The sequence below is a fragment of the Sulfitobacter sp. SK011 genome (genome assembly GCF_003352065.1).
Taxonomy (GTDB): Bacteria; Pseudomonadota; Alphaproteobacteria; order Rhodobacterales; family Rhodobacteraceae; genus Sulfitobacter.
In genome coordinates this window covers 2,738,173-2,750,965 of record NZ_CP025803.1, presented here as the reverse complement: position 1 = coordinate 2,750,965, position 12,793 = coordinate 2,738,173, and the positions used below count along the sequence as shown (strand labels likewise).

The 12,793-nt window shown below is 59.1% G+C and carries 13 protein-coding genes; 5 read left to right on the top strand and 8 right to left on the bottom strand.

Annotated elements, in window-relative coordinates; genetic code table 11:
• Nucleotides 1-37: 37 nt before the first annotated feature.
• The 3 genes from C1J02_RS13620 to moaA are packed head-to-tail and all read right to left on the bottom strand — an operon-like array spanning nt 38 to nt 3,368.
• Nucleotides 38-1,072 (bottom strand): glycosyltransferase family 4 protein, encoded by a 1,035-nt coding sequence (locus C1J02_RS13620; protein ID WP_114879065.1) that lies wholly within the window; start codon nt 1,070-1,072, stop codon nt 38-40.
• Nucleotides 1,065-2,354: a 3-deoxy-D-manno-octulosonic acid transferase gene (locus C1J02_RS13615; protein ID WP_114879064.1), complete on the bottom strand. Its 1,290-nt coding sequence runs from the start codon at nt 2,352-2,354 to the stop codon at nt 1,065-1,067. Before C1J02_RS13615 ends, C1J02_RS13620 begins: the two co-directional genes overlap by 8 nt.
• A gap of 6 nt (nt 2,355-2,360) precedes the next feature.
• Nucleotides 2,361-3,368: a GTP 3',8-cyclase MoaA gene (gene moaA, locus C1J02_RS13610; RefSeq protein WP_114879063.1), complete on the bottom strand. Its 1,008-nt coding sequence runs from the start codon at nt 3,366-3,368 to the stop codon at nt 2,361-2,363.
• 85 nt (nt 3,369-3,453) lie between these two features.
• Here moaA and C1J02_RS13605 point away from each other — a divergent pair, with 85 nt between their 5' ends.
• Entirely contained in the window at nt 3,454-3,963 is a 510-nt protein-coding gene (locus C1J02_RS13605; RefSeq protein WP_205389808.1) for a hypothetical protein, read from the top strand.
• Nucleotides 3,964-4,049: 86 nt separating this feature from the next.
• On the opposite strand, the gene C1J02_RS13600 is transcribed toward C1J02_RS13605, so the two are convergent.
• The 4 genes from C1J02_RS13600 to glmU are packed head-to-tail and all read right to left on the bottom strand — an operon-like array spanning nt 4,050 to nt 8,455.
• Nucleotides 4,050-4,733, bottom strand: coding sequence for a DNA alkylation repair protein (locus C1J02_RS13600; protein ID WP_114879062.1), 684 nt, complete (start codon nt 4,731-4,733; stop codon nt 4,050-4,052).
• On the bottom strand, nt 4,726-5,280 hold the full coding sequence (locus C1J02_RS13595; protein ID WP_114879061.1) for a pyridoxamine 5'-phosphate oxidase family protein: 555 nt from the start codon (nt 5,278-5,280) through the stop codon (nt 4,726-4,728). The genes C1J02_RS13600 and C1J02_RS13595 overlap by 8 nt, the downstream gene beginning before the upstream one ends.
• Nucleotides 5,280-7,100, bottom strand: coding sequence for a glutamine--fructose-6-phosphate transaminase (isomerizing) (glmS, locus tag C1J02_RS13590; RefSeq protein ID WP_114879060.1), 1,821 nt, complete (start codon nt 7,098-7,100; stop codon nt 5,280-5,282). Before glmS ends, C1J02_RS13595 begins: the two co-directional genes overlap by 1 nt.
• 2 nt (nt 7,101-7,102) lie before the next feature.
• Nucleotides 7,103-8,455 (bottom strand): bifunctional UDP-N-acetylglucosamine diphosphorylase/glucosamine-1-phosphate N-acetyltransferase GlmU, encoded by a 1,353-nt coding sequence (gene glmU / locus C1J02_RS13585; protein ID WP_114879059.1) that lies wholly within the window; start codon nt 8,453-8,455, stop codon nt 7,103-7,105.
• 142 nt (nt 8,456-8,597) lie between these two features.
• On the opposite strand from glmU, the gene C1J02_RS13580 reads away from it, so the two are divergent.
• Both C1J02_RS13580 and C1J02_RS13575 read left to right on the top strand, forming a co-directional pair.
• Nucleotides 8,598-9,275, top strand: coding sequence for an HAD-IA family hydrolase (locus C1J02_RS13580; protein ID WP_114879058.1), 678 nt, complete (start codon nt 8,598-8,600; stop codon nt 9,273-9,275).
• A complete protein-coding gene (locus C1J02_RS13575) occupies nt 9,272-10,468 on the top strand; it encodes a DegT/DnrJ/EryC1/StrS aminotransferase family protein (protein ID WP_114879057.1) in 1,197 nt (398 codons plus the stop codon). Before C1J02_RS13580 ends, C1J02_RS13575 begins: the two co-directional genes overlap by 4 nt.
• Nucleotides 10,469-10,507: 39 nt before the next feature.
• On the opposite strand, the gene C1J02_RS13570 is transcribed toward C1J02_RS13575, so the two are convergent.
• Nucleotides 10,508-10,993: a pyridoxamine 5'-phosphate oxidase family protein gene (locus tag C1J02_RS13570; RefSeq protein WP_114879056.1), complete on the bottom strand. Its 486-nt coding sequence runs from the start codon at nt 10,991-10,993 to the stop codon at nt 10,508-10,510.
• 149 nt (nt 10,994-11,142) lie between these two features.
• Between C1J02_RS13570 and C1J02_RS13565 the strand changes: the two genes are divergently transcribed.
• Both C1J02_RS13565 and C1J02_RS13560 read left to right on the top strand, forming a co-directional pair.
• Nucleotides 11,143-12,306 carry an isovaleryl-CoA dehydrogenase gene (locus C1J02_RS13565; RefSeq protein ID WP_114879055.1) on the top strand — a complete coding sequence of 388 codons (1,164 nt, stop codon included), beginning with the start codon at nt 11,143-11,145 and terminating at the stop codon, nt 12,304-12,306.
• Complete coding sequence (locus C1J02_RS13560; protein WP_114879054.1) at nt 12,303-12,791, top strand: lysozyme inhibitor LprI family protein; 489 nt, start codon at nt 12,303-12,305, stop codon at nt 12,789-12,791. The genes C1J02_RS13565 and C1J02_RS13560 overlap by 4 nt, the downstream gene beginning before the upstream one ends.
• Nucleotides 12,792-12,793 lie beyond the last annotated feature (2 nt).

Below are 12,793 nucleotides of genomic sequence, written 5' to 3'. Positions count from 1 at the left end.
AGGCAAGGTCGGCCTCGCGCCGCCTTAACGACCGCTCTTACTTGTCCCAAAGCGCACGATAAACAGCGCCAATGCCATCCGCTTCGGCTTTGGCGCTGAAATGGGTTTCTGCGATCTCACGGGTCTGCATGGCCTGCGCACCGGGGGTGTCGGCTGATAGCCAGTCCATTGCGGCCGCAGCCGCAGCTTCGGCGTCCAGGGGGACGATGCTGCCGGCACGTCCCTGAGCCGAAAAGCTGCGGTAATATCCGGCGTCGCTGCCGACAAAGGGCACACCTGACGCCAGCCCTTCAAGGGGGACCATACCGTAGCCTTCGTAACGCGGCAGTTGCATGACCAATGACAAGGCACGCATCAACGCTGGCAGGTCTGACGCTGGAACTTCACCTACAAACAGCAATCTATCGGCAAGGCCAGCCGCTGCCACTTTGTCTTTCAGGCCCTGCAGGAAACCTTCAAATTTGCCACCTGCGCGACCTACAACCAATGCTGTGGCACCGGGTCGTTGCGGCAACAGGCGCAGCATCGCATCAACAAAGACATCCGTGCCTTTTTCGGGGCGGATGCGGCCAACGGTGGCAATGCCATGGGTGCCGCTGTACCCTAAATCGGCCCATGCGGCAGCGCGATCCGGGGCGGGGCAGAACACGTCGGTGTCTACGCCATGCGGCACCACGGCGCGTACGTGGGGGACAAATTCGGCGGCTTTATCGGTCGTGGCAATCACCGCGTCCATCCGGGAAATCAGCCAGCGGGGATAGGCGGAATGCAACCGCTGCGCGGCAGAGGTAAAGACGATTTTGATCGGCGCACGGCGCACGTCACGCAGCCAGATGGCACTGCGCATTTCAGGGTTGCGGCGGACATGCCAGATGGCAAAGGGCTTGTCCTTGGGCGCGGTCATCGACGCCCGATGGGCATCGCTGCGGCTTAGTGGGGCAGGGCAGGCGGGCAACGGTTGTCCTACCAAAGCCATGTCATAGCGCGCGGTTTGCTGGCGCACCACATTGGCGGTCGTGGCCGAGACGCCGGTGAAATGCGGGTTGTAATTGGTAACAAAAAGCTCAGGCATCCGTATCCAACCCCAGGGCTTTGATCAGCCTCGCGGCGATACTGTCCAATATGTCGGTTTGACCATCAGCAAATTCGCGCGCGGCGGTACAGGCTTTTGTGCGCGCCGCGTCATCGGACAGCCACGCCTCCAGCTTCTCAATCAAATCATCGGCATCTGCGACCAGTTGGGCGGCACCCAAACCTTCCATCTCGGCAAAGGTTTCGGCGAAATTGGTGACGTGGATACCTGACAGGACAGCCGATCCTGATTGCGCCACTTCGTAAGGGTTATGCCCCCCGATTGGGCGCAGCGACCCGCCCAGAAAAACAACATCGCTCAGCGCATACCAGGTCCCAAGCTCGCCCAGCGTGTCGGCCAGAAACACCTGTCCGCCCGGTGCATCGCCGCGCGTTCGGCGGGTCAGGCTAAGACCTGCACCGGCAATCAGATCCGCCACTTCGTCGCCGCGTTCCGGGTGGCGGGGCACCAAGATCAGGCACAGATCGGGATGGCGCTTGAGCAAGGCCCCATGCGCCCTCAGCACCACTTCCTCTTCGCCCGGATGTGTCGAGGATGCGACCCAGACCGGGCGATGGCTCAAAGCGGCGCGCGCCTCAAACACTGCATCATGATCGATGGGCAAAGGCCCGGCCATGGATTTGAGGTTGATGCCGCGCGCCACCCGATCAGCAGGCGCGTTCAATCCCACCATGGCCCCTGCCATCGCATTATTCTGGGTCAGGATCAGGTCGAACACCTCCAGCATATAGGCGCTGAGTTTTGGCATTTTGCGCCATTGCGCCATCGAAGCCTCGGACAGGCGGGCGTTGACCATCGCCATGCGCGCACCGCTTGCATAGGTCCGGCGCAGCATTTGCGGCCACAACTCGCTTTCCACAAACACGGCCGCATCTGGCCGCCAGTGTTTGAGAAAGCGTTTGAGAGGGCCGGGCGCGTCTAGAGGGGCAAATTGATGCACCGTGCGCGGCGGCATCCGCTGTGCCACCAGACGCGCGGATGTTTCCGTGCCAGAGGTGATCAGAAAATGCGCACGCGGCAGGGCCACGCCGATGCGGGTGATCAATGCCAGCACAGACAGGCTTTCCCCCACAGATGCGGCATGAAACCAGATCAGCGGGCCACCACCCTGGCGTACTTCGGTGGCATGGCCCAATTTCTCGTGGGCGCGGGTCACAGACACGCCTGCGTCGCGCAGTTTGCGGATGCTGCTGCGCGCGGCAAATGGCACGATCAGGCTGCTGGCCATCACCCAGGCACGATAAAGAAAAGGTGCGTCCATGACGCCTTAACCGCCTGTGTGGCTCATGTGGCGGGGCATTTTCCCGTCCAGCCGCTGGCGTGAATAGTCGAAATCGTGGCCCTTGGGTTTGCGATCAATCGCGGCGCGAATGGCGTCTTTCAGCGGGGTGTCATCGTGCGGATGGTCGCGCAGAGGTGCGCGCAGATCGGCTACGTCCTCTTGACCCAGGCACATGTAAATCTCGCCTGTACAGGTAATCCGCACCCGATTGCAGCTTTCGCAGAAGTTATGGGAAAGCGGCGTGATAAAGCCAATTTTCTGGCCCGTTTCCTCAAGCCTTACATAGCGCGCCGGTCCGCCCGTGCGTTCAGCCAGATCAGTGACGGTATAATGATCGGCGTAGCGCGCACGCACATCTTTAAGCGACCAGTATTGGTCCAGCCGGTCCTCATTGCCGATATCGCCCATCGGCATCACTTCGATCCACGTCAGATCCATATCGCGCGCTGCGCACCATGCGGTGATCGTGGGCAGTTCGTCTTCGTTAAATCCTTTAAGTGCGACCGCATTGATCTTGACCCGCAGTCCGGCCTTTTGCGCCGCATCCACACCGCGCAGCACCTGCGGCAGGCGGCCCCAGCGGGTGATGTCGGCAAATTTCTGATCATCCAGCGTGTCGAGTGAGATGTTCACCCGGCGCACCCCGGCGGCATAAAGATCGTCCGCAAAGCGTTCCAGCTGACTTCCGTTGGTGGTCAGGGTCAGCTCCTTGAGGGTGCCCGCCTCAAGATGGCGCGACATGCCATCAAAGAACGTCATGATGCCGCGCCGCACCAAAGGTTCGCCCCCGGTGATGCGCAGCTTTTCCACCCCAAGATCAACGAAGTTGGTGCACAGACGGTCCAGTTCCTCAAGGGTCAGCAGCTCTTTCTTAGGCAGAAAGGTCATATTTTCCGACATGCAATAGACGCAGCGAAAATCGCAGCGGTCTGTCACAGAGACCCGCAAATAGGTGATGGCGCGTGCAAAGGGGTCGATCAAAGGAGCATTCATCCTTCATAGGTAATCACCCGCCCAAGCAGGGGCAAGCGACAATTGGGTGATTGATGCCGTGCGCAGGTGTGGATAGGGTTTGGACATGACACGTATTTTTATCATTGGTCTTTTGGTAGTCGGCATCGCGGGCTGCGGCGATATGGCGGCGCGCCTTGGGATTGGACGTGGGGCGAATGCCCCGGACACCGCTTTGCCTGCTGACACGCCGGTCACCGAAGCGGCTTTGACCCCTGCAACAGCCGCGCCCCGCCCGCCCGCCGCCGCCAAGACGGCCGAGGCTTTGGATACCACGACCCCTGAACAACGCGCCGCAGCAGCAGCCCCGGCAACGGCACCGACAAGGGCGCTTGGGAAAACAATTGCTTCGCTGGGCAGTCCGACAGAACCCGGATTATGGTTAAAGACACCGCTGGTCAAAGCCGAAGCGCAGGGTCGGGTGACCAACCTTGCCAATGGCAAGTCGTCTTTGGTGACGCTGATCCCGATTGACGGGCCTGCGACCGCTGGCAGCCGCATGTCTTTGGCGGCACTCCGACTGATTGATGCGTCGCTGACGGATTTGACCGAAGTTGAGGTTGCGCTGGAAGGCTGATGCGGCGACGGGGGCCAGCCCCCATCGCGGCCAGCCGCGATTCCCCCCCGTGAGTATTTTGGCGAAAAGAAATTGGGAAGGGGCGGCTAGCGCTTGTTCAGCAACCGCATGGCTTCTTTTGCGGCAAAGGGCTTCATCTGTGGGCCATGGTTGGCGATGAACGCCCTTGTCCGGTCCGGATCATGTTTGCTGAGGTCACGCAGCCACCAGCCAATGGCCTTTTGAATGAACCAATTGCGATCCGGGACGAGGGTTGCGGCCCAGTCCAAGACGCGATCACGGATGATCAGATCCTCCGGTTTTGGGTGGTTCTGTTTGGTCCAGGGCAGGGTGCTGACCAAGGCGGCACGGCGGGTCCACATGTGATCTGAGGCGACCCATTTCTCCACCTGGTCAAGGCGGCTGGGGTCCGCCACCAGACGTTTTTGCCCGGCCATTGCGGCGTGATCGGCGATGGCCCAGCTGTCAAAGTCAGGTGTCCAGGATGCAATGAGATCCCATGCCGGGCCATCGTCAGGCCGAATGCGCGCCTGGGTGAGCAGTTTGGCGGCGGCAAGGCGTGCCTCGTAAACATCTGTTTTCCATAAAGCGTCGGCCAGGGCGACACGGGCCGGGGCATCCAGTTCGCTGCGCCAGCTTTGGGTCAGATCGTTAATCTGCGGGTTCGAGAGCCCCAGGTAAAAGCGATCCGCCTTGTGATAGCGACGCATGTCTTGTGCACGGGCGGGATCGCCAAGCGTGACGAGTTGGTCGACAAACCTTTCAATCATCAGCGTCGGCGAGAATATGCGTGGGCAGGCCATCAATGGTGGTTTGATTGCTGTTTTCCCAATGGGCGGCAATGCCTTCTGGCCCTTTGTTGGTGGCCCATTGCGCAAGCACATCGCGTGGACCTGCATGGTCGTAGAACGGCACGGCATAGCCGCAGCTTGATTGAACCAAATCAACCGTCAGATCATACATCTGACGCGCGCCTTCTGAAGGTGGGAAATGCGCGTTCAGTTCGGCAAATTCTGCATCCCGCGGATGCAATGTGCGCGCCGTGCCATACGCGCGCAGGATCATCGGGCGTTTTTCAAATCCACACCACATCAACGTCATGCGGTTGACCTGTGCCAGATGACCCGCGGTTTCATTTCCCGACCCGGTCAGGTTGCGCCAGATGATCCGGTTGGGGCCCAGCACGCGCAGGCTGTCCATCCCTTTGGGCGAGACGTTCACCCGGCCATCCGCAGCAGCAGTGCCGCAGAAAAACATGTGCTGTGCGGCGATGAAAGCCGCGTGATCATCGCTGATCTTGTCGAACTGCTTTGCCATTATTCCACCGTCACTGATTTGGCGAGGTTGCGGGGCTGATCCACATCGGTGCCTTTGGCGACCGCCGTGTGATAGGCCAGCAACTGCGCAGGGATTGCGTATAGGATCGGGGCCAGTGCGTCAGCAATGGGTGGCATTTCAATGCTGGCCCAGACGCCATCGCTGGCCTCGGCCAAGCCATTGGCGTCTGAGATCAGGATCACTTTGCCCTTGCGCGCCATGACTTCCTGCATGTTGCTGACCGTCTTATCAAAAAGCGCATCGCGGGGTGCCATGACCACAACTGGTACGTTTTCATCCACCAACGCAATTGGCCCATGTTTCAATTCGCCAGACGCATAAGCTTCGGCGTGTATATAGCTGATTTCTTTAAGTTTTAATGCGCCTTCATGGGCCAGAGGATACATCTGGCCACGCCCCAGAAACAGCACGTCGCGGGCCGAGGCAAGCTTGCGCGCCGCCGCGCGCATGGCGTCGCTTTGTGCAAGGCTGGCGTTGATCACCGAGGGCAATCCACGCAGGGCACTGATGTGATCGGCGATAGTGTCTTCGTCCAGCACCCCCCGGTCACGGGCCGCCTTGAGCACCAACATAAACAGCACTGTCAACTGGCAGGTGAACGCCTTGGTTGAGGCCACGCCCACTTCAACGCCTGCATAGATCGGCAGCGCCAGATCGCTTTCGCGTGCGATCGAGGATTCCGGCACGTTGATCACCGATGTGATGCTGCTGGCCTTGCCTTCGCAGTAGCGCAGGGCTGCCAATGTATCAGCGGTTTCGCCCGATTGGCTGACAAAGAGCGCCATGGTGCGGGGCGGGATCGGTGGCTCACGATAGCGGAACTCTGATGCCACATCGACCTCAACGGGCAGGCGGGCAATCTGTTCGAACCAGTATTTCGCGGTCAGGCAGGCATAGGACGCGGTGCCACAGGCCACCATTGTGATGCGGTCAACACTGGTGAAATCAATGCCCTTGCCGGGCAGGTTGATCGCGCCATCCTCACCGAGGTAATGCGCCAACGCCTGTCCGATCACAGCGGGCTGTTCGGCGATTTCCTTGGCCATGAAATGTTTGTGGCCGTCTTTGTCGATGCGGGTGGAGTCCATTTGAATGGTTTTGATGGCCCGATTGGCCAGCGTGCCATTGGCATCCCTGATTTCGACGGATGTTCGGGTGATGACCGCACTGTCGCCTTCCTCAAGATAGCTGATCCTGTCGGTGAGCGGCGACAGCGCAATCGCATCGCTGCCAACAAACATTTCGCCGTTGCCATAGCCGATGGCCAAAGGTGATCCCTTGCGCGCGGCAATCATCAGATCGTCGTGGTCCTCAAAAAGAAAGGCGAGTGCAAAGGCACCCTCAAGCCGGGCGAGGGTTTTTGACGCTGCTTCGATGGGGCTGTCACCTTGGGTGATATAGTGCTGGGTCAGCAGGGCAATGGTTTCGGTGTCGGTTTCCGTGACAAATTTCACGCCATGTTCGGCCAACTCGGCGCGCAATTCGCGAAAATTCTCGATGATGCCATTGTGGACAACCGCCACGCCACCGGCCTGATGGGGGTGTGCATTGGTCACGCTTGGTGCGCCGTGGGTCGCCCACCGGGTGTGGCCGATGCCGGACTTGCCTGCCAGTGGTTCATGGACCAGCAGATCGCTGAGGTTCACAAGCTTGCCCACCGCGCGGCGGCGCGCCAGTTTTCCGGCGTTTACCGTTGCGATTCCCGCGCTGTCGTAACCGCGATATTCAAGGCGTTTGAGCGCCTCAACCAATATAGGCGCTGCTTCGTGGTTGCCCAATACCCCAACAATTCCACACATTTTTAGCTGCTCCGCTGCGCTTTGGCTTTCTTTGCCTTTAACATTTCGAACATTTTTCGCGCTCTGCCCGGTTTTTCAACTTGTGGCGCACGCGACAGGGCCAAGGCCCCCGGTTCCACGTCAGAGGTGATCACAGACCCCGATCCTGTCAGGGCATCGTCGCCGATTGACACAGGGGCGACCAACATGGTGTTGGATCCGATGAAAACCCGGTCACCGATGTGGGTGTGATGCTTCATCACGCCATCATAATTGCAGGTGATTGTGCCTGCGCCGATGTTGGATTTGGTGCCGATTGTGGCGTCACCGATATAGCTCAGGTGGTTGATCTTGGCCCCTTCGGCGATCTGCGCATTCTTGATCTCGACAAAGTTGCCGACGCGGACATCTTCGGCCAGTTCAGCGCCAGGGCGCAGGCGGGCGTAGGGCCCGATGATGCCGCCGCGCGACACGTGACAGCCTTCGAGATGCGAAAAAGCGCGGATCGTTGCACCGGATTCGACGGTCACACCGGGGCCGAAAACGACGTTGGGTTCAATGGTCGTATCTCGGCCAATCACCGTATCGCGCGCCAGATAGACGGTATCGGGTGCCATGAGGGTCACGCCATCTGCCATCAGTGCCGCGCGGGCGCGCGCCTGAAAGGCGGCATCGGCCCGGGCGAGGTCGGCACGTGAATTGATGCCCATGGTCTCGGCCTCATCACAGGTGACGGCAGTTGCCGATAGCCCGCGTTCATTGGCGATACCTATGATGTCGGTCAGATAGTACTCTTCCGAAGCATTGTCATTGCCTACCGAGTCGATCAGATCGAACAGCAGATCTGCTTTACACGCGATCACGCCGCTGTTGCACAGGGTGATGGCGCGTTCATCTTCGTTTGCGTCCTTGAATTCAACAATCCGCTGCAGCGTTTCGCCCTGCAGGATCAGACGGCCATAGCGGGCAGGGTCAGCCGCCTCAAACCCCAGTACCACAAGGTCATGGCTGCCAAGGGCGGTCTGCATTTTCGCAAGTGTTTGAGGCTGCACAAACGGGGTATCGCCGTACAAAACCAAAGCCATACCATCAAACCCGGCCAAGGCATCTTTGGCCTGTGCGACGGCATGGGCGGTGCCCAGCTGTTCGACCTGTTCAACAATTTCAGCACCTTCATGAAAATCCAGTGCCGCCTTGCGCACCAGATCGGCACCATGACCCGCCACCACAACGATGCACGCAGGGTCGAGCACGGCACCCGACGCCATCGCATGTTCCAGCATCGGCGCATGGGCAATGGGGTGCAATACTTTGGGCAGGTCCGAATTCATCCGTGTGCCTTTGCCAGCGGCAAGGATGATCAGTGCGGTTTTCATTATCAGTCTCTTTATGGTCTTCTCTTGCATTCTCTTTACGCGGTTCCCAAAAAGGCGCAAGTGCGGGGCGTTCAAACAAGATTGCGGGTTGCAACATCGCGCAGAGCACAAGCGGCGGGTAACCGCCAATTAGGGATGACACATGGAAACTGTTGTTTTTGATCTTGATGGCACGCTGGCGGACACCAGTGGTGATCTGATCGCTGCTGCCAATGTGTGTTTTCGCGACATGGGGGCCGGTGATATGCTGGATGCCGCCGCTGATGCAGGCACCGCCCTGCGCGGTGGCCGTGCGATGCTGACCTTAGGGATGCAGCGGCTGGGGCGCGCTGATGATGCGGCCACAATTGACCAGTATTATCCAGTATTGCTTGAAGCTTACGCGGCCGACATTGACACCCATACGGTGCTTTACCCCGGCGCGATGGATGCGGTTGCGGCGCTGAAAGGTGGCGGATACCGGGTGGCAATTTGCACCAACAAGCCCGAAAGGCTCGCGGATTTACTGCTGACACGTCTGGGTGTGCGGGATGCCTTTGGGGCGATGCTTGGTGCTGACACATTGGCGGTGCGCAAACCTGATCCGGAACATTTATTTGAAACCGCGCGGCGGGCGGGCGGTGATCCGGCCCGCTGTATTTTGATCGGTGACACGGACACCGACCGCAAAACCGCGCGGGCGGCGGGTGTGCCTTGTGTTCTGGTGACATTCGGTCCGGCTGGTGGTGATATGGCCGCACTTGAGCCAGAGGCGCTGCTGGACGATTATGCAGATCTGCACGGCATTGTTGAACGGTTAATGGGAAAGGCTGTGGCATGAATGAGATGTTCAAGGGAAGTTTTACCCAGCAGGAAGCCATTCCCGAAGACGGGATTGCGGCGGCGATTGCCGTGATGCGGCATGGGCGATTGCATCGCTATAACACGGTAGCGGGAGAGGTGGCCGAAACCGCGCTGTTGGAGCAGGAGTTTGCCGCCCAGGTTGGTGCGAAATATTGCCTTGCGGTGGCATCTGGGGGCTATGCCATGGCAACCGCCCTGCGCGCTGTTGGCGTAAAGCCTGGTGATAAGGTGCTGACGAATACGTTCACGCTCGCCCCGGTGCCGGGGGCCATTGCCGCCGTGGGGGCCGTGCCAGTGTTTGTCGGGGTGACGGACCAATTGGTGATTGATCTCGATGATCTGGCTGCAAAGGCGGACCAGGCGGATGTGCTGCTGCTCAGCCATATGCGGGGGCATCTGGCAGATATGGACGCGTTGATGGCGATTTGTGATGCCGCAGGCGTCACGGTGATCGAGGATTGCGCGCACACGATGGGTGCCTCATGGAACCGGGTCGCATCAGGCACCCAAGGCAAAATCGGGTGCTATTCCTGCCAGACCTACAAGCATGTGAATTCCGGCGAGGGCGGGTTGTTTGTGACCAATGACGCCGAAGTTGCGGCGCGGGCGATCATCCTGTCGGGCTCCTACATGCTTTATGAACGGCACGCGGCGGGCCCTTCGAAAGAGGCGTTTGAGACCATACGGTATGAAACCCCCAATATATCCGGACGCATGGACAATCTGCGCGCGGCGATCCTGCGTCCGCAGCTGCGTAAACTTGATGCGCAACGCGCGCGTTGGAATGCGCGGTACTATGAAATTGAGAAAGGGCTGCGCGACACGCCGGGCCTGACGGTCATCGACCGCCCCGCGCAAGAGGTGATCGTTGGCTCGTCCATTCAGTTTTTGCTGAAAGACTGGGCCGAGGACGCCGTGCGCGAGGTGCTGAAACGCTGTGCCGCGCGCGGGGTCGAATTGAAATGGTTCGGCGGGGCCGAGCCGGTTGGCTTTACCAGCCGTTACGATTCATGGCGCTATGTCGATGCGCCCCGGATGCCTGCAAGCGATGCGATTTTGTCCGGGATCGTGGATATGCGTGTGCCGCTGACATTCAGTCTGGAGGACTGCGCGTTGATCGCCCGGATCATCCGGGCCGAGGTAAGCGCAGTCTATCAGTCGCAAGAATAACCCCCCTCCGAAATCGGAGAAGGGTTGAGACGTTTCAAATCAGGCCGCATTGAAATGGATGGTGCCATGGTCGCCCATGTCAGGTTTGCTGTCGGTTAGATGGGCCTTGGCGACTTCATACAGAAACTTGAGGCTGCCACCGGTTGCCCAGACTTCGGCCTCGGTCAGATCAAAGCGGATCAATTGAACATCATCATCCTGTTTTCCACCCTCAAACCAAGCGGCCGCGATCCCGTTCCAAATCTCATCCAGCTTTGCGGCATCGGTTGAAATTCTGACATGACCTTCAATGCGGGCGTAAAGCGCCTCGTCATTACTGGATATGATGTATTCTCCTGCTGCACCCTTTGTTGCCGCCTTGGCCAGATCGGTGCCTTTTGCCGTGATAAACCAGATCACCGGTTCTTTTGTGTCGTCATCGACATAGTGGCTCATTGGGACAGCGCGTGCGCCCTCTGCGGCCATCATGCCTGTGCGGGTGTCTTCAAGGCGGTCCCAGAATTTCTCTTTCAATGTATCGGTCATTTTCTGCTCTCTTTGCTAAATCATGTTATCGTCTTCGCAGGGCTAACGACGACACAGCGCTTGCAGTTCCGTGTGGCGCAAAATGCTTGACGGAAAACGGCTTGTTGCGTAAGTAATGAACAAGCGTTCAATAAATTTGGGGGAAGTCAATGTTCAACGCCAGCATGCAGTTTGATCTGGGTGAAGATGTTAACGCGCTGCGCGAGATGGTGCACCGTTGGGCGCAAGAGCGGGTCAAGCCGATGGCCGCCGACATCGACAGCAAAAATGAATTTCCCGCTGAACTTTGGACGGAAATGGGCGAACTGGGCTTGCTTGGCATGACCGTTGACGAAGAATTTGGCGGATCGGGCCTTGGGTATGTCGCGCACACCGTTGCGGTTGAGGAAATCGCGCGCGCTTCGGCGTCGGTATCGTTGTCATATGGCGCACATTCAAACCTCTGCGTTAATCAGATCAAGCTGAATGGCACGGCTGAGCAAAAGGCAAAGTATCTGCCGAAATTATGCTCGGGCGAACATGTGGGCGCGTTGGCGATGTCTGAAACAAGTGCGGGCAGCGATGTGGTCAGCATGAAACTGCGCGCCGAAAAGCGGAACGATCATTTCCGGCTATCGGGCAACAAATACTGGATCACCAATGGCCCGGATGCCGAAACGCTGGTGGTCTATGCAAAGACGGATATGGATGCCGGATCAAAAGGCATCACCGCATTTCTGATTGAAAAGTCGATGAAGGGGTTCAGCACCAGCAACCACTTTGACAAGCTGGGCATGCGCGGGTCGAACACCGCAGAGCTGATCTTTGACGATTGCGAAGTGCCGTTTGAAAATGTGTTGGGCGAAGAGGGCAAGGGCGTGCGGGTGCTTATGTCCGGCCTTGACTACGAACGCGTCGTCCTGGCGGGCATCGGCCTTGGCATCATGGCGGCCTGCCTGGACGAAATCATGCCCTATATGGCCGAGCGCAAGCAGTTTGGTCAGCCGGTTGGCAGTTTCCAACTGATGCAGGGCAAGATGGCCGATATGTACACCGCGATGAATTCGGCACGCGCCTATGTCTATGAGGTAGCCAAGGCCTGTGACCGGGGCGATGTAACCCGTCAGGATGCCGCAGCCTGCTGCCTTTATGCGTCAGAGCAAGCAATGGTGCAGGCGCATCAGGCAGTGCAGGCGATGGGCGGGGCAGGGTATTTGTCGGACAACCCGGTGGGTCGCATTTTCCGCGATGCCAAGCTCATGGAAATCGGGGCCGGCACGTCCGAGATTCGCAGGATGCTGGTGGGTCGCGAGATGATGGGGGCGATGGGGTGAGAGGTTTTGGTGTCATCGCCGCCCTGTTGGCCAGCCCGGTTTTGGCGCAGGATTGGCCCTATTCCGATGTGCAAACCCTGCAATGCCTGCAATATGCCGCCGATCCCGACGCGCAAACAGCCTGTATCGGCCTGTCATCGTCGGCCTGTATGAACACAGAATTGGGTGGGACAACCGTGGGCATGGGCGGGTGTCTGGACGCCGAATGGCAGCTTTGGGACCGGATGCTGAACCAGAACTATCAATTGCGGATGGCCGAAGCCAAACAGATTGACGCCGAGATGCGTGTTATCGGGGCGACAGTTCCTTCACAGGCCAGCGCCTTGCGCGCCATGCAACGCGCCTGGATCACGTTTCGCGATGCATCCTGCGATTATGAGCGCAGCAAATGGGGTGGTGGCACCGGAGGCGGGCCAGCGACCGTGGCCTGCTGGCTGGAATTGACCGGGCAGCAGGCGCTTGCGTTGGCCGCGACGGACAGGTGATC